This window comes from Microbacterium sp. SORGH_AS_1204 (genome assembly GCF_030818935.1).
Lineage (GTDB): Bacteria > Actinomycetota > Actinomycetes > Actinomycetales > Microbacteriaceae > Microbacterium.
Genome location: NZ_JAUTBD010000001.1, coordinates 2,170,710 through 2,187,840 on the forward strand (window position 1 = coordinate 2,170,710; position 17,131 = coordinate 2,187,840).

The 17,131-nt window shown below is 70.6% G+C and carries 16 protein-coding genes and 2 pseudogenes; 7 read left to right on the forward strand and 11 right to left on the reverse strand.

Translation table 11 applies throughout. The features are described from left to right. Positions 1-69: 69 nt before the first annotated feature. The 5 genes and pseudogenes from QE410_RS09940 to QE410_RS09960 all read right to left on the reverse strand — a co-directional run bounded on the left by QE410_RS09940 (position 70) and on the right by QE410_RS09960 (position 6,062). Positions 70-978: a phospholipase gene (locus QE410_RS09940; RefSeq protein ID WP_307331187.1), complete on the reverse strand. Its 909-nt coding sequence runs from the start codon at positions 976-978 to the stop codon at positions 70-72. A gap of 377 nt (positions 979-1,355) precedes the next feature. Beyond that, a pseudogene (gene pgi, locus QE410_RS09945) lies at positions 1,356-3,072 on the reverse strand (glucose-6-phosphate isomerase). 71 nt (positions 3,073-3,143) lie between these two features. Next, positions 3,144-3,857, reverse strand: a complete 714-nt coding sequence (locus tag QE410_RS09950; protein ID WP_307331191.1) for a CoA pyrophosphatase — start codon at positions 3,855-3,857, stop codon at positions 3,144-3,146. A 33-nt stretch (positions 3,858-3,890) separates the two neighbouring features. After that, the gene (locus QE410_RS09955) at positions 3,891-4,832 is read right to left on the reverse strand and encodes a G5 domain-containing protein (protein ID WP_307331194.1); all 942 of its coding nucleotides are present in this window, start codon (positions 4,830-4,832) and stop codon (positions 3,891-3,893) included. 237 nt (positions 4,833-5,069) lie between these two features. Then, complete coding sequence (locus QE410_RS09960) at positions 5,070-6,062, reverse strand: intradiol ring-cleavage dioxygenase (protein ID WP_307331197.1); 993 nt, start codon at positions 6,060-6,062, stop codon at positions 5,070-5,072. Between the two features lie 180 nt (positions 6,063-6,242). Here QE410_RS09960 and QE410_RS09965 point away from each other — a divergent pair, with 180 nt between their 5' ends. Beyond that, positions 6,243-6,554 carry a hypothetical protein gene (locus QE410_RS09965; RefSeq protein ID WP_307331199.1) on the forward strand — a complete coding sequence of 104 codons (312 nt, stop codon included), beginning with the start codon at positions 6,243-6,245 and terminating at the stop codon, positions 6,552-6,554. A gap of 25 nt (positions 6,555-6,579) precedes the next feature. On the opposite strand, the gene QE410_RS09970 is transcribed toward QE410_RS09965, so the two are convergent. Further along, positions 6,580-7,407, reverse strand: a complete 828-nt coding sequence (locus tag QE410_RS09970) for an SDR family NAD(P)-dependent oxidoreductase (RefSeq protein WP_307331202.1) — start codon at positions 7,405-7,407, stop codon at positions 6,580-6,582. Positions 7,408-7,597: 190 nt separating this feature from the next. Between QE410_RS09970 and msrB the strand changes: the two genes are divergently transcribed. Both msrB and msrA read left to right on the forward strand, forming a co-directional pair. Further along, on the forward strand, positions 7,598-8,056 hold the full coding sequence (msrB, locus tag QE410_RS09975; RefSeq protein ID WP_058232446.1) for a peptide-methionine (R)-S-oxide reductase MsrB: 459 nt from the start codon (positions 7,598-7,600) through the stop codon (positions 8,054-8,056). A 38-nt stretch (positions 8,057-8,094) separates the two neighbouring features. After that, positions 8,095-8,649, forward strand: coding sequence for a peptide-methionine (S)-S-oxide reductase MsrA (msrA, locus tag QE410_RS09980; RefSeq protein WP_307331206.1), 555 nt, complete (start codon positions 8,095-8,097; stop codon positions 8,647-8,649). Between the two features lie 43 nt (positions 8,650-8,692). Here msrA and QE410_RS09985 read toward each other — a convergent pair whose 3' ends face one another. Then, positions 8,693-9,091, reverse strand: a complete 399-nt coding sequence (locus QE410_RS09985; protein WP_058232444.1) for an arsenate reductase ArsC — start codon at positions 9,089-9,091, stop codon at positions 8,693-8,695. Positions 9,092-9,232: 141 nt separating this feature from the next. Here QE410_RS09985 and QE410_RS09990 point away from each other — a divergent pair, with 141 nt between their 5' ends. Beyond that, positions 9,233-10,468, forward strand: coding sequence for an NAD(P)/FAD-dependent oxidoreductase (locus QE410_RS09990; protein ID WP_307331212.1), 1,236 nt, complete (start codon positions 9,233-9,235; stop codon positions 10,466-10,468). A 151-nt stretch (positions 10,469-10,619) separates the two neighbouring features. Here the strand turns inward: QE410_RS09990 and QE410_RS09995 are convergent, their stop codons facing one another. The 3 genes from QE410_RS09995 to QE410_RS10005 all read right to left on the reverse strand — a co-directional run bounded on the left by QE410_RS09995 (position 10,620) and on the right by QE410_RS10005 (position 12,990). Further along, on the reverse strand, positions 10,620-11,120 hold the full coding sequence (locus QE410_RS09995; protein ID WP_307331215.1) for a GNAT family N-acetyltransferase: 501 nt from the start codon (positions 11,118-11,120) through the stop codon (positions 10,620-10,622). Between the two features lie 67 nt (positions 11,121-11,187). Next, positions 11,188-12,141, reverse strand: a complete 954-nt coding sequence (locus QE410_RS10000) for a dipeptidase (protein WP_307331218.1) — start codon at positions 12,139-12,141, stop codon at positions 11,188-11,190. Between the two features lie 3 nt (positions 12,142-12,144). Continuing rightward, positions 12,145-12,990 (reverse strand): sulfurtransferase, encoded by an 846-nt coding sequence (locus tag QE410_RS10005; RefSeq protein WP_307331220.1) that lies wholly within the window; start codon positions 12,988-12,990, stop codon positions 12,145-12,147. Between the two features lie 159 nt (positions 12,991-13,149). On the opposite strand from QE410_RS10005, the pseudogene QE410_RS10010 reads away from it, so the two are divergent. The 3 genes and pseudogenes from QE410_RS10010 to QE410_RS10020 all read left to right on the forward strand — a co-directional run bounded on the left by QE410_RS10010 (position 13,150) and on the right by QE410_RS10020 (position 15,415). Further along, positions 13,150-13,951 (forward strand): annotated as a pseudogene (locus QE410_RS10010) (glycosyltransferase family 2 protein). Further along, positions 13,951-14,784 carry an endonuclease/exonuclease/phosphatase family protein gene (locus tag QE410_RS10015; protein WP_307331223.1) on the forward strand — a complete coding sequence of 278 codons (834 nt, stop codon included), beginning with the start codon at positions 13,951-13,953 and terminating at the stop codon, positions 14,782-14,784. The pseudogene QE410_RS10010 and the gene QE410_RS10015 overlap by 1 nt, the downstream one beginning before the upstream one ends. A 43-nt stretch (positions 14,785-14,827) precedes the next feature. Then, positions 14,828-15,415, forward strand: coding sequence for a hypothetical protein (locus QE410_RS10020; RefSeq protein ID WP_307331227.1), 588 nt, complete (start codon positions 14,828-14,830; stop codon positions 15,413-15,415). Positions 15,416-15,559: 144 nt separating this feature from the next. Here QE410_RS10020 and QE410_RS10025 read toward each other — a convergent pair whose 3' ends face one another. Then, on the reverse strand, positions 15,560-17,089 hold the full coding sequence (locus QE410_RS10025; protein ID WP_307331230.1) for a catalase: 1,530 nt from the start codon (positions 17,087-17,089) through the stop codon (positions 15,560-15,562). Between the last annotated feature and the right edge of the window lie 42 nt (positions 17,090-17,131).

The window sequence follows — 17,131 nt, forward strand, 5'->3', positions numbered from 1 at the left end:
CCGATCTGAGTCAGCGATACATAACGATATATCGCTGACGAGGATCGCGGGCGAGTGCGGAGGGAATTCTCAGTACCAGTTGACGGCCTGCGAGTGACCCCACGCGCTGCAGGGTGTGCCGTAGCCGCGGGAGATGTAGTCGAGGCCCCAGGCGATCTGCGTCGCCGCGTTGGTCTGCCAGTCGTCGCCGAAGCTCGCCATCTTGCTGCCCGGAAGGGCCTGCGGGATTCCGGTCGCCCCACCGTCGTTGTTGTAGGCCTGGTAGTTCCAGCCGGACTCCTTGGTCCACAGCGACGACAGGCACGAGAACTGGTCGCTCCCCCAGCCGTACTTCTCGCTCATGAGTTGCGCGGCGTAGGCCTTGGCCCCCTCCGGAGTGTTCACGCGGGCCAGGGCGGCGGCGGCATCCGCCTGGCGCTGCGCCTCCGCGGCGGCCGCGGCCTCGGCCTGACGCTGCGCCTCGGCAGCGGCGTCTGCGGCCGCCTTGTCGGCTTTGGCCTTGTCGAGGCTGGACTGCACCTCGTCGACGCGGGCCGTCACGCGCTCCACCTCGCTCTGGGCGTTCTGGCTGAGGGCGGGGACCAGCAGCACCGGCAGCAGATCGGTGGAACCGAGACGGTCGACGGCGTCTTCGAGGGCCGCCGTGTCGATGGTGGCGTCGCCGATCGACAGGGGAAGACCGGTGGCCGCGACATCGGCGCGCACCGCGTCGGCGCGATCGAGCGCCGAGGTGGCGTCGGTCTCGGCTTCCGCGGCGCCGGTGGTCACGGCATCCAGTGTGGGAGCGCTCGAAACGGGTACGGCCGTTCCGGGCGTCGAGAACGAGGATGCCGAGGCGTCGGGCAGCGAGAGGGGCGCGGCGACGGCGAGGCCGGTCGTGGCGACGAGGCCCAGGGCGAGACCGGCGCACGTGGCGGCGGTGACGAGGGTGCGACGGGCGCGATGGACGTGCAGGAGTTTCACATCGGAACGGAGCAAGAAGAGATCTTTCGTCGGGGCGCGCTCGTCGGGATCGAGCGCGGTCTCGTGTCGTTCGGGTCGACACAAGTCCCCGAGTGTGCGGGGCGGTTCTGAACGTTATCTCTTCGTTACCTGGATGCCGCGTGTGAGCGGCGCGTTCGACGCGGCGCCGGGCAGCCCCGGCGTCAGCGGCAGATGCGCCGGGCGCCACGGAACAAGGATCGGAACGACGATTCGGCACTCGACCTGGGAAGAGAGCGAGCAGCGCCCCGCCGGCGCACGACCCTTCGATCGGCCCGACGCCGCGGTCACCCGACATGACGAACGGGCCGACCCGAAGAGGTGAAGAAAACCTCGGATCGACCCGTCCTCACGGCCTCAGCCGTGTCTCGACCTCAGGAGCGGTGCGCCCGGTAGTAGTCGAGCAGCGACCGGGTCGACGCGTCCTGCGCGGCGAGCGCGTCGTCGTCGCCCTCGATCGCCGGAGCGATCTGCAGCGCGAGCTGCTTGCCGAGCTCGACACCCCACTGGTCGAAGGAGTTGATGCCCCAGATCGTGCCCTGCGTGAAGGTGATGTGCTCGTACAGGGCGATGAGCTGCCCCAGCACCGACGGGGTCAGCGACGGCGCGAAGATCGAGGTGGTCGGACGGTTGCCCGGGAAGGTGCGCGCGGCGACGAGCGCACCGGTCGTGCCCTCGGCCTCGACCTCTTCGGCCGTCTTGCCGAAGGCGAGCGCCTTGGTCTGCGCGAGGAAGTTCGCCAGGAACAGCCCGTGCACGTCGCGGCCGTCGTCGGCCAGCGGGTACGCCGGGTTGACGAAGGCGATGAAGTCGGCCGGGATGAGGCGCGTGCCCTGGTGGATGAGCTGATAGAAGGCGTGCTGCCCGTTCGTGCCGGGCTCGCCCCAGAACACCTCACCGGTGTCGGTGGTGACGGGCGTGCCGTCCCAGCGCACGGACTTGCCGTTCGACTCCATGGTCAGCTGCTGCAGGTAGGCCGCGAAGCGGTGCAGCTGCTGCGCATACGGCAGCACCGCGTGGGACTGCGCGCCGAGGAAGTTCGTGTACCAGACGTTGAGCAGCCCCATGAGGACGGGAACGTTCTCGCTGAGAGGGGTGGATGCCACATGCTCGTCGACGGCGTGGAATCCGGCGAGCAGGTCGCGGAACGCCTCCGGACCGAGCGTGATCGCCAGCGACAGACCGATTGCGGAATCGACGGAGTATCGGCCGCCCACCCAATCCCAGAAGCCGAACGCGTTGGTCGGGTCGATGCCGAACGCCTCGACCTTGTCGAGAGCGGTGGACACCGCGACGAAGTGGTGGGCGACGGCGTCGGTGCGGGCGGCATCCGTGTCGTCGATCGCGCCCGCGGCGCCGAGCTTCTCCCACAGCCAATCGCGGGCGAGGCGCGCGTTGGTGAGGGTCTCGAGCGTGGTGAACGTCTTCGAGGCGACGATGAAGAGCGTGGTCTCGGGGTCGAGGTCGGCGGTCTTCTGCGCGATGTCGGCGGGGTCGATGTTGGAGACGAAGCGCGCGTGGATGCCGGCGTCGGCGTAGGGAAGGAGCGCCTCGTAGACCATGACCGGCCCGAGGTCGCTGCCGCCGATACCGATGTTGACGACCGTGGTCACCTTCTTGCCGGTGACACCGCGCCACTCACCCGAGCGCACGCGCTCGGCGAAGGCGCTGAGGCGGTCGAGCACCTCGTGCACGTCGCGGTCGACCTGCTGACCGTCGACCACGAGCGCGGGCTCTGCGCCCGCGGGACGACGCAGGGCCGTGTGCAGCACGGCGCGGTCTTCGCTGGTGTTGAGGTGCGCCCCCGCCGAGCATGTCGGCGAAGCGCTCGGCCACGCCCGTCTCGGCGGCGAGCGCGACGAGAGCGTCGAGGATCTCGGCGGTCACGAGGTTCTTCGACAGGTCGACGTGAAGGTCGCCGACGGTGCGCGTCAGGTCGCGCGTGCGGTCGGCGTCGGCGGCGAACCAGCCGCGCAGGTCGGGCTCGAATCCGTCGCGGAGCGCCGAGAGGCGCGACCAGGCGGAGGTGGTGGTGGGATCGATGGGCGCAGTCACGGAGACAACGCTAGCGATCCGCGCGGGCACGCACATGACGGATGACGCCGACGGGCCGATCAATTGACGAAGCCGGCCGCGGGGAGCCGGTATTCACACGTCGCGTGTCACGCGGCGGGTCCCGGCCGTTCAGCGGTGGCCGGCTCGGGCAGAGGGATCTCGCGCCTGTCATCCCACGGCTCCGTCCACGCGAGACGGTCGAACAGTCCGTCGAGCACCATCGCGGTGAAACCCCAGAGCGTGCGAGGGCCGCGGGCGGTGTCGAGCAGGAACGCGGGACCGCGCCACTCGACCCCGTCGCGGCGCAGCACGGTCGCACCCCGACGAGCGGGGTCGAGCAGATCGGCGACAGGGGCGCGGAACACCTCCGCGGATTCGGCCGCGTCGACCGCGTGCACGGGCGTCGGCCGCGCCCACCACCCCAGCACCGGCGTGACCTCGTGACGCGAATACGCCAGCGGCACACTGTCGAGAGCGCCGAGCACGTCGACTCCGGCCGGATCGAGACCGGTTTCTTCGCGAGCCTCTCGCAAGGCCGCATCGATGGGTCCCGCATCGCCCGGATCGACGCGGCCGCCCGGGAACGCGACCTGTCCGGGGTGGGCGCGCAGCGTGCTGGCGCGCGCGAGCAGCAGCACGTCGAGATCACTGGGTACGGCGGCTGCCCGGCGCCGACTCGGGATGCCGTCCAGCACGCCGAAGAGGATGAGAACCGCCGCGGCGCGGGCTTCGCCGGCCACCGGAAGAGCGTGCAGGTCGCCGAAAGTCTCGCGGCGCGGATGACGAACGAGCTCTTCCAGTTGCGCGCGCGGGGATGGCATAGGTCGATTACACCATCGTGCGTGGCACCCAGATCAGCCGTTGCACGCCCACCCGTCGCCGTCGCCGTCGAGCTTGTAGACATCGGCACCGACGACGCGCGCGACGCCGTCGAAGTAGGACGGGCCGTTCCCCTTGCCTCCCGCGCAGTCGACATCGGAGTCGATGGGAACGCATGCGTCGGCGTAGTTCTCGTCACATCCCTCCGACCCCGACTGCTCGGCGGCGGGCGGCGCTGCGGCGACCGGTGCGGGTGCATCGTAGGTACCCACGGAGGTGACCTCCGAGACCGGCGCCCGCGTGACCGACTCCCTCACGAGCACACGCGCTGTCTCGACGCCGTCGGTCATCGTCACGCGGTAGACGGCGGTGGACTCCCCGTCGACCCCGGCGGTGGTCACGCGCGTCTCTCCGCGCATGATCGTCGGGTCGTCGACCGAGCTCTTCTCGAAGGGAACGGCCGCGACGACCGAGACCTCCGTGGTCACCGTGTGGGGCGTACGCGAGACGACCGGCTCGGGGGTCGAGCGCGCGGTGGCGCTTGCAGTGGGAGTGAGGGATGCCACGGGTTCCGCGATGGTGGGCGCGACGGACGCACGGGGAAGTGCCGCCGTGACACCGCCGGTAGCGAGGACGATCGCGGCTGCTGCGGCGGTCGCCCCGACAGCCGCCCGCCGCGAGGGGAAGCGGACCCACGTGCGTTTTCCCGTCCACAGCGCGACGATTCCGGTCACGAGAACGACGAACGCAGCGATGGCGACGACCGGCCAGAGGATGACGAGGAGGGGAAGGGCGACCACGACGATGACGATCCAGGCCCACCGCGGGAGGCGGACCCGCCGCACCGGAGGAGCGAGCGGAACGGAGCGTCGCCGACCGTTCTCGCCGACCTGATCCGTCCACGCCGCGCCGTCCCACCAACGCCACCGTGTCGCATCGGAAGGGTCCGGAAACCACCCAGGCTGCTGCCCGCTCATGACAGATCCCCCAATATGCGTCGAGCCCCCTCGCCCGACGAGTCGGCTCAGTGAAACAGATGGAGCGGCGGGTGTCCACTTCGGCGGTCATTCCGCGCACAGATGACACCGTGGCGCGGTCTCACGTCACGAACGAGGCGCGAGAGCGGGAGCACTCACCCCCCGGACGACGACGGCCAGCACGACCGGGGCGTGCCAGCCGGTGAGGTTCTGCAGCATGAGAAAAGTCCTTCCCGGTCAGCCGCGTCGGCCGGGCGCGGCGCCCGCGGTCGGGGTGGTGGCGGTGTCGACGCGGACGCCGAGCGAGACGGTCCAACCGGCGGCGTTGTCGCCGGACGTGGTGGCGAGCTCGAGCGCTCCCCCGTCGTCACCGAAGACTTTGTCGCTGTCGAGGGAGACGCGGGAGAGATTGGATGCCGACGAGGGGTACACCGGGTCGGCGTACACGACCTCGCACGCGGCCTGCGGCAGCGCGACCTGCGAGGTCGCGATCGCGTTGGACGCGTCGGTGATGGCATCCACGTTCGGATAGACCTCGAAGTGGATGTGGGGCCAGCGACCGTCGTAGCAGCCGGGGAAGATCGAGGTGAAAGAGACCACGCCGTCGGCGCCGACGACCTGCACACCTCGAAGGTACGTCTCGTTCTCGATGCCCGAGGAGTACATCGAGTAGCGCCCCTCGACGTCGCAGTGCCAGACGTACACGGCCGCTCCGGCGAAGGGCACGTCACCGTTCGCGGTGTCGTAGATGGTGAGGTTCAGAGTCATGGGCACACCCGCGGCCGTCGCGCCACCGTTGAGGCTCGAGCGGAGGTCGCTGCGGACGATGCCGGACCGCTCGAGCACGTCGGCGCCGTTGGAGCCGTCGCCCGGGTAGGGACCGGCGGTCTCGTCGGGGATCTCGCCGGCGGGCAGGGCGGCGGCGACGGTCGTCGCCGAAGCGGCGGGGGTGGCGGATGCGGTCGCACTCGGGCTCGGGCTCGGGCTCGCGGACGGTGTCGCGGTGGGCGTCGCGGTCGCTGTCGTTCCGGTCGCAGCCGGGGTGCAGGCGGCCAGGGTGACCGCTCCGGCGCTGAGGGTGAGCAGGCCCAGGATGCCGCGGCGCGAGACGAGGGTGCGGATGTCGAACGAGGCGCCCTGGTCGACGACCGGCTCGTCGGCCCGATCGAGCAACCGTCCCTCGTAGGCGGGACCGTCGGGGGTCATCTCGGTTTCAGGAATCCTGCTCATGGTCGTCTCCGGTGGTCGGGCTGATCTCGATGGCACGAGTGTGCGGGAGGCACCCTGCCCGCGGCCTGGCCGATCCTGTGCGCGAGCTATGTGTCGTGGTCCACGAACCGCCACGGCAGTTTCGTCCGCGCGGTCCGCGCGCTCGCACCCCGTGTGAGGATGAGGAAAGGGAGGAACGCCATGACAGGACAGCTGCACGCGGTCACCCTCGTGGTGAACATGCCGATCACGAAGATCGACGCCCTCGACGCGATCGCCTTCGCCGCCGACGGCGGAGTCGAGGATGCCGGCACCGCCCGCCCGCGGGTGTGGCTCGCTCCGCACGCCTGGGCCGAGGTGGAGATCCCCAAGTTCGCCGACCCGCCGCCGTTCGCGATCGACGTCTACTCCGACGTCTCGGGCGAGGTCGCCTGGGCGCAGGCGCGACGGTTGCACGCCGCCCTCGAGCGTTTCGGATGGAATGTGAGCCCGCCGCGGGCGGGCGCGCGCTGAGAGACGCGGCACCTCCCCGCCGACGTCAGCCGTCGAGGCCGGAGAGCAGCGCGCTGCGCTCCCACAGCTGACGCGCGACGACCGGGTCATCGGCGAGCCGGTTCGTCTTCGCGGGCTTGTTGTTCGCGTAGAAGCCGCCCGGCTGCCAGTCGACGCCGGGCTTGCCGAGGGCGAGCCAGGTGAGGCGTGCACCGCCCACCGAGGTGGAGGTCATGAGGCGCTGCGCGAGTGGCCCGCTGTACATCCACTTCCACGGTCCGTTCGACGTCGATCCGAAGCTCGACGCGATCACACCCGGGTGGAAGGCGACGGCCGACAGACCCCGGTCGCCGAACCGGCGGTGGAGTTCCTTGGTGAACAGGACGTTGGCGAGCTTCGCGTTGCCGTAGGCCGCGGTCGAGGAGTAGCGGCGCTCGCCCTGCAGGTCGTCGATGTCGAAACGAGGGAAGAGCTTCGCTGCGGCGCTCGAGGTCTGGATCACCGAGGCGTTCGATTCGATGAGCCGCTCGAGCAGCAGGTTGGTGAGCAGGTAGGGGGCGAGGTGGTTCACCTGGAACGTCAGCTCGTAGCCGTCGTCGGTGACCGTGCGCTCGCCGAAGATCCCGCCGGCGTTGTTGGCGAGCACGTCGATGCGCGGATACTTCTCCAACAGGGATGCCGCGAGCCCCCGCACCTGCACCAGATCGCTGAAATCCGCGACGAACGACTCCACCCCGAGGGCGCGCGCGATGCGCGCGGTCTTCTCCGGGTTGCGGCCGACGACGACCACCTCCTCGCCGAGCTGGGCGAGCTGCTTCGCCGACGCGGCACCGATGCCGTCGCTGGCGCCGGTGATGACGATGGTGCGGGTCATGGCATCCTCCAGGGGTCGAAGACGCCACGCTAACCGCGGCCCCGTCGCGACGGCCGGGGCTTGCCCTCGGCATCCGGGGTCGTCCGCGAACTCACAGCGCGCTCCCAGCCCCGAGGGACCAAAAGCGGCGGCAGAAGCGTTCTCTTGAAGGACGCCCGCCACAGGTCGTCATGACGAGAGGATACGAACCGTGAGCACGGAGTACCGGAAGACGTCGGAGGCACTCAGCCGCCTCACCGACCGCCAGTTCGCCGTCACGCAGGACGACGCGACCGAACCGCCGTTCCGCAACGAGTACTGGGACAACCACGAGGATGGCATCTACGTCGATGTCGTATCGGGACAGCCGCTGTTCTCCTCGACCGACAAATTCGAGAGCGGCTCGGGCTGGCCGAGCTTCACCAAGCCGATCGACGACGCCGCGGTCGTGGAGAAGACCGACCGGACGCTCTGGATGACCCGCACGGAGGTGCGTTCCGCCGGCGCCGACAGCCACCTCGGACACGTCTTTGATGACGGCCCCCGCCAGGCCGGTGGCCTGAGATACTGCATGAACTCGGCCGCACTGCGTTTCGTGCCCGTCAGCGAGCTGGAGGCACAGGGCTACGGCGCGTACCTGAGCCTCTTCCGCGAGACGCGCGCCTCATGAACCTCTTCTCTTTCCGCGACCGCAAAAGGAGCAACAGCATGACCAGCGGACCCACCGACACCGGCGAAATCACCCGTCGCCCCGGCACCGAGACCGCCGTCCTCGCGGGCGGATGCTTCTGGGGCGTCGAGGACCTCATCCGCCGTCAGCCCGGCGTGCTCGACACGCGCGTCGGCTACACCGGCGGTCAGAACGATCACGCGACCTACCGCAACCACCCCGGTCACGCGGAGGCCGTCGAGATCGTCTTCGACCCGACGCAGACGTCGTACCGCGACATCCTGGCGTTCTTCTTCCAGATCCACGACCCGTCGACCCTGAACCGTCAGGGCAACGACATCGGCACGAGCTACCGCTCCGCGATCTTCCCGCTCTCCCCCGAGCAGGAGAAGGTGGCCCGCGACACCATCGCCGACGTCGACGCGTCGGGCATCTGGCCCGCCAAGGCCGTGACGACGATCGAGCCCGAGGCTCCGTTCTGGGAGGCCGAGCCCGAGCACCAGGACTACCTCGTGCGCATTCCGAACGGCTACACGTGCCACTTCGTGCGCCCCGGCTGGGTGCTGCCCAAGCGCGAGGAAGCGTCGGCGTAAGTCGTTTTCCGGGGCCCGGATGCCATGGCATCCGGGCCCTTCGTCACGCCAACAGGTCGTCGAGCAGGCGTGTGACGCGACCCTTGATGTCGTCGCGGATCGGGCGCACTTCATCGAGCCCCTTGCCCGCCGGGTCGGTGAGCTCCCAGTCCTCGTACCTCTTGCCGGGGAAGATGGGGCACGCATCGCCGCAGCCCATCGTGATGACGGCGTCGGACGCCTTCACGTCGTCGGTGAGCAGCAGCTGCGGCACCTCGGCGCTGATGTCGATGCCCTCCTCGGCCATCGCGGCCACCGCCATCGGGTTGAGCGCCGCGCCGGGGGCGCTGCCGCCCGAGAGGACGGTGACGCGGTCGCCGCCGAGCGCCCGGGCGTAGCCGGCGGCCATCTGCGAGCGTCCGGCGTTGTGGACGCAGACGAAGAGGATCGTGACGGATGCCATTGCAGCACCCTGCTGCACTTCGGTGAACGGCAGGTGACGTCGGCGATGGCGGCCGCGACACCCGGCGCGCCATGAGCACTCGACAGCCCTGCAACGCGCAAGCCCCACGGGCGGAGCGGCCGGGCTCCATAGGCTCGCGGGATGAGCGGATACGACGTCATCGTTGTCGGCGCGGGGCTGGCGGGGCTTCGCTGCGCGACGCGGCTCGCCGAGGCCGGCCGTGACGTCGTCGTCCTCGAGGCGGACGACACCGTGGGTGGGCGCGAGCGCACCGACATCGTTGACGGGTTCCGCCTCGATCGAGGGTTCCACGTGCTGAACCCCGCGTATCCGACCGTTCGGCGGTGGGTCGACGTCGACGCGCTCGCGCTGCGGCGCTTCCCGGTGGCGGTCGGCGTGCGGCTCGACGACCGACTCGTGCGACTCGCGCACCCTCTGCGGCATCCGCTGTCGGTCCCCGAGACGCTGCGGAGCGGGCTCGTGCGGCCCGCGGATCTCCCTGCGCTCGCCCGATGGGCGGCGCCCACGGTCCTTTCCGCGCGTGCTGCGAAGGTCGGCCCCGACCGCGCGCTGGACGAGGCGTGGGATCGCACCGGGGTACGGGGACCGCTGCGGGAGGCGGTGCTCGAGCCGTTCCTCGCGGGCGTGCTCGCCGACGACCGTCAGCAGACCTCCGACGCCTTCGTCCGCCTCCTCGTCCGCAGCTTCGCGCTCGGGCGACCGGGCGTCCCGGCCGCGGGCATCGGGGCCCTTCCCGCACAGCTCGCCGACACCGCCCGTCGGGCCGGGGTCGGGATCCGTCTCGGGCACCGCGTGGTCTCGACGCGCGATCGCGCCCGCGGCTGGCACGTGGGCATCGAGGGACGGGATGCCATGACCGCCCGGGCCGTGGTCATCGCGACGGGCCTCGACCCCTCGCTCGATTTGCCGCTCCCCCGTCCCCGCGGTCTGCAGACGTGGTGGTTCGCCGCCTCTTCGGCTCCTTCGCACGACGCGGCGCTCCGCGTCGACGGGCGTCGGCAGGGGCCGATCGTCAACACCGCCGTCATGACGAACACCGCGCCCACCTACGCTCCTCGCGGGCAGCACCTCATCCAGGCGACGTGCGTGATGCCGTCGGGGGCGTCGGAGCACGGCATCCGGCGCCAGCTCGCCGACATCTGGGATGCCGACACCCGTCCGTGGCGCCTGCTGCGACGCGACGACGTCGTCGGTGCCCTCCCCGCACAGAATGCGCCGCTGCGGCCTCGGCGCTCGGTGCGGCTCGGTGACGGACGCTACGTCGCCGGCGATCACCGCGACACCGCGTCGATCCAGGGTGCGCTGGTGTCGGGGCAGCGGGCGGCGGAGGCGGTGCTGGCGGATCTCGCCGGCTGAACCGCGCCGCGCGTCGCGCGGTGCCTCCGCCGGCGACGTGCGTCCCGCGAGATCAGCGGTGCGGGCGGTGGCGGTTCGGGGCGGATTCGGCCGGTTGGGGCGGGCGGATTCCGCCCCGACCGGCGAAAGCCGCCCCGACCCCGATTCGGCTCTATCGTCGCGCCGCCAGCGCCCGCAACGCCTCACCGGTCACCCGCCGCGTCGTCCACTCCTCCATCGCCTCGGCACCGAGGGCGCGGTAGAAGCCGATCGCGGGTTCGTTCCAGTCGAGCACCGTCCACTCGAGCCGCGAGTACCCTCGGTCGACGCATTCCGCGGCGAGCGCGGCCAGCAGAGCAACGCCGTACCCGTTCGAGCGGTACTGCTCGTGCACGTACAGGTCTTCGAGCCAGATGCCGTGGCGGCCGGTCCAGGTCGAATAGGTGAGGAACCAGATCGCGATGGCGCGGATCTCGGCGTCCGAGCCCTCCACGACGAATGCGAACGCGCGGGGGTCGTCGCCGAACAGTGTCTCGGCGATCATGTCGGCGGTGTTGTCGACGGCATCCGGTTCGCGCTCGTAGTCGGCGAGGGCCTGGATGCAGGCGAGGATGCCGGTCTCATCCCCCGCGCGGGCGGGACGCAGGACGGCACCGTCGGTGAAAGTCGTCATGCGTCGAGGTTATCGAGAGGGGGCTGCCAGCACTCGGCGCCCCGCCGCGACGGAGACCGCACGGTCGTCAGACCAGCGGATGCCAGCTCTCGGCCGCGACGCGACGGAAGTTCCCGCCCACGACCGCCGCGATGTCGCCGTCGGCCCAGCCCCGGCCGGCGAGGGCCGCACCGATGCCGACGAAGGTCTCGGGTGGCATCCACTCGACCGGTCCCCACGCGGTGTAGCTCGCGTCGTACAGCTCGGGGCTCGTCGCCAAGACGTCGCGGAACGTCTGCCAGTCGAACGAGAAGTCGGTGCTGACGCCGACGTGGTCGATGCCGACGAGATCGACGGCGTACTCGATGTGCCGCACCATGGCCTCGAGCGTCGGGGTGTTCGGGCCGAGGAAGATGCCGACGCCGGTGATGCCCACCACTCCCCCCGTGTCGGCGACGGCGCGGGCCTGGTCGTCGGTGATGTTGCGCGGGTGGTCCCACACCGCGCGCAGATTCGAGTGGCTGAACACGACGGGGCGGGTCGACGCGGCGCACATGTCGACCGTCGCGCGCACGCCCACGTGCGAGCCGTCGGGCACCATGCCCACGCGGTTCATCTCGCCGATGAGCGAGCGGCCCCACGCGGTGAGGCCTGCGTCGGTCGTGTCGAGGCACCCGGAACCCGCGCGGTTGGCGTAGTTGTACGTCGGAGCGAGCGTGCGCACGCCCTGGGCGACGAGGGTGGACACGGCATCCAGGTCCCCGCCCAGGGGCGCGCAGTCCTCGAGGTCGAACACCACCGCGGTGTCTCCGGCGGCCGCGATTTGATCGACGTCGTCGACGGATGCGGCGAGCGCGAGGCCGTCGATCGCGCGCACCTGCGACCGGAACGCGCGGAGGAGGGATGCCGTGACGTCGGGCCCGTGGGGCGCGTACCCGACGTTGAGCGAGACGAGACCGCCCCCGGCCGGTCGATAGCGGTGGAGCTCGGCGAGATCGGCCGTCTCGATGAGCTCCACGCAGGCGTGCTGGTCCCAGAGCACGGCTCAGGCGGATCCGGCGTCCGAGGCTGCTCCGACGACCGGGGCGTCCGGACTGCCGGAGTCGTGCATCGGCGTGGTGCCTGTGCGGAGCGCCAACGCTGCACCCGTGGCACCGGGTGCCCGCGCCGGCGCGAGCCCGGCATCGAGGGCCTCGCGCTCGTCGAAGACGAAGCAGTCGCCGTCCCAGTGCGCACCGCCCTGGGCGTCGAACCACCCCAGGATGCCGCCGTCGAGCTGATACGCCTCGACGCCCTGAGCGCGCAGGTACAGCGCCGCCTTCTCGCAGCGGATGCCACCCGTGCAGAAGCTCACGACGGTCTTTCCGGCGAGCTCGTCGCGGTGGGAGACCGCGGCATCCGGGAACTGGGTGAACCGCTCGATGCGCCAGTCCTTCGCGCCCGCGAAGGTGCCGTAGTCGACCTCGAACGCGTTGCGGGTGTCGACGAGCACCACCTCGCGGCCGTCGTCGTCGGCGCCGCGGTCGAGCCAGCGGCGGAGGGTGTCGGGGCTGACCGCCGGTGCCCGTCCGTCTTGCGGGCGCACCTCGGGGCGGTCCATGCGGATGATCTCGCGCTTCACCTTCACCAGCAGCCTGCCGAAGGGCACGGCAGCCGACCAGCTCTCCTTCGTCTGCAGCGCCGCGAAACGCGGATCGGTGCGCAGGTCGGCGACGAAGCCGCGCACGGCATCGGCGGGACCGGCGAGGAACAGGTTGATCCCCTCCTCGGCGAGCAGGATCGTGCCGCGGAGGCCGGCGGCGCCCGCCCGGTCACGCAGAGACGCGCGCAGCACCGCGGGGTCGTCGATGCGCGTGAACAGGTACGCCGAGACGTTGAGGACGGATGCCATGGCATCCACCCTACGAAAGGGCACCTGCACGAGTGTCATCGCCGAGCCCAGGCGTCAAGCCGGGAAACGCGGGCGGCGCATCGCCTAGCGTGAGAGGACTCGTCCCCGGGAGGAAGCGTGCCCCAAGGCCCCGCGTCGTCGTCCGCGACCGTCTCGGTCGTGATCCCCGTCCGCGACGACGGTGCGCACCTGCGTGCGTGCCTTCGCGCGCTCGCCGCACAGACCGTCGCCGCCGACGAGATCGTCGTCGTCGACAACGCCTCCACCGACGACAGCGCCGACATCGCCCGCGCCCGCCGGGGCGCGCGTGGTGTTCTGCGGCGAACGCGGCATCCCGGCCGCGGCGGCCACCGGCTACGACGCCGCCGTGGGAGATCTCATCCTGCGTCTCGACGCCGACAGCCTCCCCGCGCCCACGTGGATCGCGAGTCTCGTCGACGCTCTCGCCGACCCGAATGTGGATGCCGCCACCGGCGGCGCCGTGTTCCACGACGGCCCGGCTTCCCGGCGCGTGCTCATGGCTCGGGCATTTCTGGGTCTCTACACGGCGTGCGCGTTCCCGGCATTGGGCCACACGCCGCTGTGGGGATCGAACATGGCCTTCCGACGGCGGGCGTGGCTCGCCGTGCGCGACAAGGTGCACCTCGATCCCGAACTGCACGACGACCTCGACCTGGCGTACCACTTGGGCGTCTCGCATCGCATCCGGTACGTCCGGGGCGATCACATGCGCGTGTCGTCGCGGACCGTCGAACCGCGACGGTTCGCAACCTGCTTCCGCCGTGGAGCGGGTACGGTCTTCGCGCACTGGCCGGCGGACTTTCCGCCCGTGCGGTGGGCGCGGGTGGCGCGCACCCGCTTCGCAGGCGGGCGGACCGCGAGCCCCCGAGTGATGGGCGGCGGCGCGTCGCCGCGACGGGGTGGCGCGGAGCACGCGAGCCGCAGCGGGGTGGCGCACTGATGGCCGGCATCCTGTTCCCGAACGTCGAGGCGCCCGATCTGCACGTGATGAGCTTCAACATCCGGCGCCGGTTCGAGCGGATCACCTGGCCGCCGGCCGACCGGTGGCCGATGCGCAAGCAACGGTTGCGCACGTTCCTCGGGGCGAATCGTCCGCATCTGCTGGGGTCCCAGGAGGCGATGCCCGATCAAGCGCAATGGGTGCAGGACTCGCTGGGCTCTGCGTACGGACGCATCGGTCTCGGACGCGGCAAGAATCGCGACGGCGAGGGAACGCCTCTCTTCTACGACCGCGATCGCATCGAGGTGGAGGATTGGGACCAGGTCATGCTCTCCGACACCCCGCACGCTCCCGGGTCGACCGGGTGGGGCAACACGATCCCGCGGGTGGCGGTGATCGCGAAACTCCGCGATCGGGCGACGGGCGCACGGTTCACATTCGTCAACACGCACTTCGACGCGTTCTCGCACCGCGCGCGCCGCCGTTCGACGACGTGGCTGCACGACCTCGTCGCCGGCGAGGGGGGACCGCTGCTGTTCACGGCCGACGTCAACGCTCACGTGCGCTCGCGCGAACTCGCCGGAATGTTCGCCGACGGACTGCTCGTCGATACGTGGGCGTACGCGCCCGCGCGGCGCACGGCCGAATGGGGCACGTACAACAACTACCGTCGACCCAAGCTCGGTGCGCGTCGGATCGATGCGCTGCTGGCGACCCCCGACGTCGGCGTGCGCGCCGTGGGGATCGACCCCCGGCCGACCGGCACCCAGTGGCCGAGCGACCACCTGCCCGTGCAGGCCGTGGTGCGCATCCCGGCCGGGGGTGCGCCGTGACCCTCCGGCCGGCTCGCTCGTATCCCCTGATGGGCGGATGCCGATGATCCGGGCCCTCTACGCCAACCTCAAGCGTCCCCCGCGGAGCGCGACCGACTGGCTCGCCGACGCGGTGCGCGCGATCGCGATCGTGCTCGTCGTGCTCTCGCTGTTCACCCTGCCCTTCACTGACTTCGCCGTGCTGTCGATGTCGCTGCCCGCCGTGATGCTCTCGCGCATGATCGGCCTGCGCTCGGGCCTGGATCTCGTGACCTGCGTGACCGTGTTCGTCGCCGCCGGTAGCAACGTGCTCGAGCTGTACCGCGCGTGGACGGGGTGGGACCTCGTCGTGCACCTCGCCTGTACCGGCGTGCTCGCCGCGGTCGCGCTGGTGCTGCTCGACGACGTCGGGGTCGTGGCCCCGACCGGCCGCCGCCGCACGCCGATCGTCGTCGCAACCATCGCGGGTCTGGCGCTGAGCGCCGCGTGGGAGATGATCGAGTGGTTCGGCTACCGCTTCATCACGGACGCCATCTTCGTCACGTACGACGACACGATCGGCGACATGATGGCCGGCGGCCTGGGCGCGCTGATCGTCGGTGTCGTCGCATCCCGGTGGCGCCTGACGCGGGACGATCGCGCAGCGCTGTAGGAGCGTCCGGCCGGGGCACGGTGCCCGATCGGCCTGGTTGCATCGCTCGATGGGGGCGGCGAGCACGTTGCTCGACCGGCCGACCGGGGCGGGTTACTCGACCGGCCGGCCGGCGGCACCGGATGGCGCCGCCGGCCGTGCCGCTCAGATCTTGCCCGCGACGTCCGTCCCGACGAGGTCGCCGTCGGGGTTCGGCTCGCTGAGCTGCTCGCCGGGGGCCGTCGACCCCTCGAGCGGCGGGAGCCCCGCCCCGACGCGGGAACCAATCTCGGCATCCACGTTCTTCCAATACTGCACGGCCCGGTCGCGGACATCGGCGCGCGTCACGCCGCCGACGTGTCCCGTGATCGTCTCGACCAGACGGTCGCGCTCCTCGGCCGACATGACGTCGCGCACGAGGGAGCCGGCCTGGCCCCAGTCGTCGTCTTCGGGATGCAGGGTGGCTGCCGAGCGGACGAGCTCGCCGTCGCTCTGCCACCCACCGTCGCCGGCGCGGCGCGGGTCGGCCGCGGGACCGCCGACGGAGTTGGGCGCGTACACCGGCACCTCGGGCGGGTTGTACTCGTAGCGCATCGCGCCCTCTTTCGAGTACGAGTGCACCTCGGTGTGCGGACGGTTCACCGGCAGCTGCTGGTAGTTCGTGCCCACGCGGTAGCGGTGCGCGTCGGCGTAGCTGAAGATACGCGCCTGCAGCATCTTGTCGGGGCTGCCGTCGATGCCGGGCACGAAGTTCGACGGCTCGAAGGCCGCCTGCTCGATCTCGGCGAAGTAGTTGCCCGGGTTGCGGTTCAGCTCCATCGTGCCGACCTCGATCTCGGGGTAGTCGCTGTGCGGCCACACCTTGGTCAGGTCGAACGGGTTGAAGCGGTACGTCTTGGCATCCTCGTAGGGCATGATCTGCACCTTGAGCGTCCAGGTCGGAAACTCGTTCCGCTCGATCGCCGCGTACAGGTCGCGGATGTGGAAGTCGGCGTCCTGACCCGCGATCTGGTCGGCCTCGTCTTGCGTGAGCGTCTTGTGACCGAGGTCGGTGTGGAAGTGGTACTTGACCCAGAAGCGCTCACCCTCGGCGTTGATCCACTGGTAGGTGTGCGAACCGTAGCCGTTCATGTGGCGCCACGATGCCGGGATGCCGCGATCGCCCATGAGCCAGGTGACCTGATGTGCGCTCTCGGGCGACAGCGTCCAGAAGTCCCACTGCATCGTGTTGTCGCGCAGGTGGCTGCCCGGCAGGCGCTTCTGCGAGCGGATGAAGTCGGGGAACTTGATGCCGTCCTTGACGAAGAAGACGGGGGTGTTGTTGCCGACGAGGTCGTAGTTGCCCTCGGTCGTGTAAAACTTCAGCGAGAAGCCGCGGGGGTCGCGCCACGTGTCGGGGCTGCCCTGCTCGCCCGCGACCGACGAGAAGCGCGCGAGCATCTCGGTCTCGGCGCCGGGCTGGAACAACGCCGCGCGCGTGTAGGCCGACACGTCGCCCGTGGTGCGGAACGTGCCGAACGCGCCGCCGCCCTTGGCGTGCACGACCCGCTCGGGGACCCGCTCGCGGTTGAACTGCGCGAGCTTCTCGATCAGGTAGTGGTCGGTCAGAGCGATCGAGCCGTCGGCTCCGACGCTCTGCGAGTGCTCGTCACTGGCGACGGGCGCTCCGTTGTTGGCGGTGGTCGGCTCGGTCATGGCTCTCCTCACGTCGTGGGCCGCGAAACGAAAGGCCCACCT

Excerpts from the sequence above, each read along its gene's own strand:
- QE410_RS09950 (WP_307331191.1), bottom strand. The coding sequence starts at position 3,857 with ATGCCATCCCCGCGCGCGCAACTGGAAGAGCTCGTTCGTCATCCGCGC.
- QE410_RS09955 (WP_307331194.1), bottom strand. The coding sequence starts at position 4,832 with ATGAGCGGGCAGCAGCCTGGGTGGTTTCCGGACCCTTCCGATGCGACA.
- QE410_RS09960 (WP_307331197.1), bottom strand. The coding sequence starts at position 6,062 with ATGAGCAGGATTCCTGAAACCGAGATGACCCCCGACGGTCCCGCCTAC.
- QE410_RS09965 (WP_307331199.1), top strand. The coding sequence starts at position 6,243 with ATGACAGGACAGCTGCACGCGGTCACCCTCGTGGTGAACATGCCGATC.
- QE410_RS09970 (WP_307331202.1), bottom strand. The coding sequence starts at position 7,407 with ATGACCCGCACCATCGTCATCACCGGCGCCAGCGACGGCATCGGTGCC.
- msrA (WP_307331206.1), top strand. The coding sequence starts at position 8,095 with ATGACCAGCGGACCCACCGACACCGGCGAAATCACCCGTCGCCCCGGC.
- QE410_RS09985 (WP_058232444.1), bottom strand. The coding sequence starts at position 9,091 with ATGGCATCCGTCACGATCCTCTTCGTCTGCGTCCACAACGCCGGACGC.
- QE410_RS09990 (WP_307331212.1), top strand. The coding sequence starts at position 9,233 with ATGAGCGGATACGACGTCATCGTTGTCGGCGCGGGGCTGGCGGGGCTT.
- QE410_RS09995 (WP_307331215.1), bottom strand. The coding sequence starts at position 11,120 with ATGACGACTTTCACCGACGGTGCCGTCCTGCGTCCCGCCCGCGCGGGG.
- QE410_RS10005 (WP_307331220.1), bottom strand. The coding sequence starts at position 12,990 with ATGGCATCCGTCCTCAACGTCTCGGCGTACCTGTTCACGCGCATCGAC.
- QE410_RS10015 (WP_307331223.1), top strand. The coding sequence starts at position 13,951 with ATGGCCGGCATCCTGTTCCCGAACGTCGAGGCGCCCGATCTGCACGTG.
- QE410_RS10020 (WP_307331227.1), top strand. The coding sequence starts at position 14,828 with ATGATCCGGGCCCTCTACGCCAACCTCAAGCGTCCCCCGCGGAGCGCG.
- QE410_RS10025 (WP_307331230.1), bottom strand. The coding sequence starts at position 17,089 with ATGACCGAGCCGACCACCGCCAACAACGGAGCGCCCGTCGCCAGTGAC.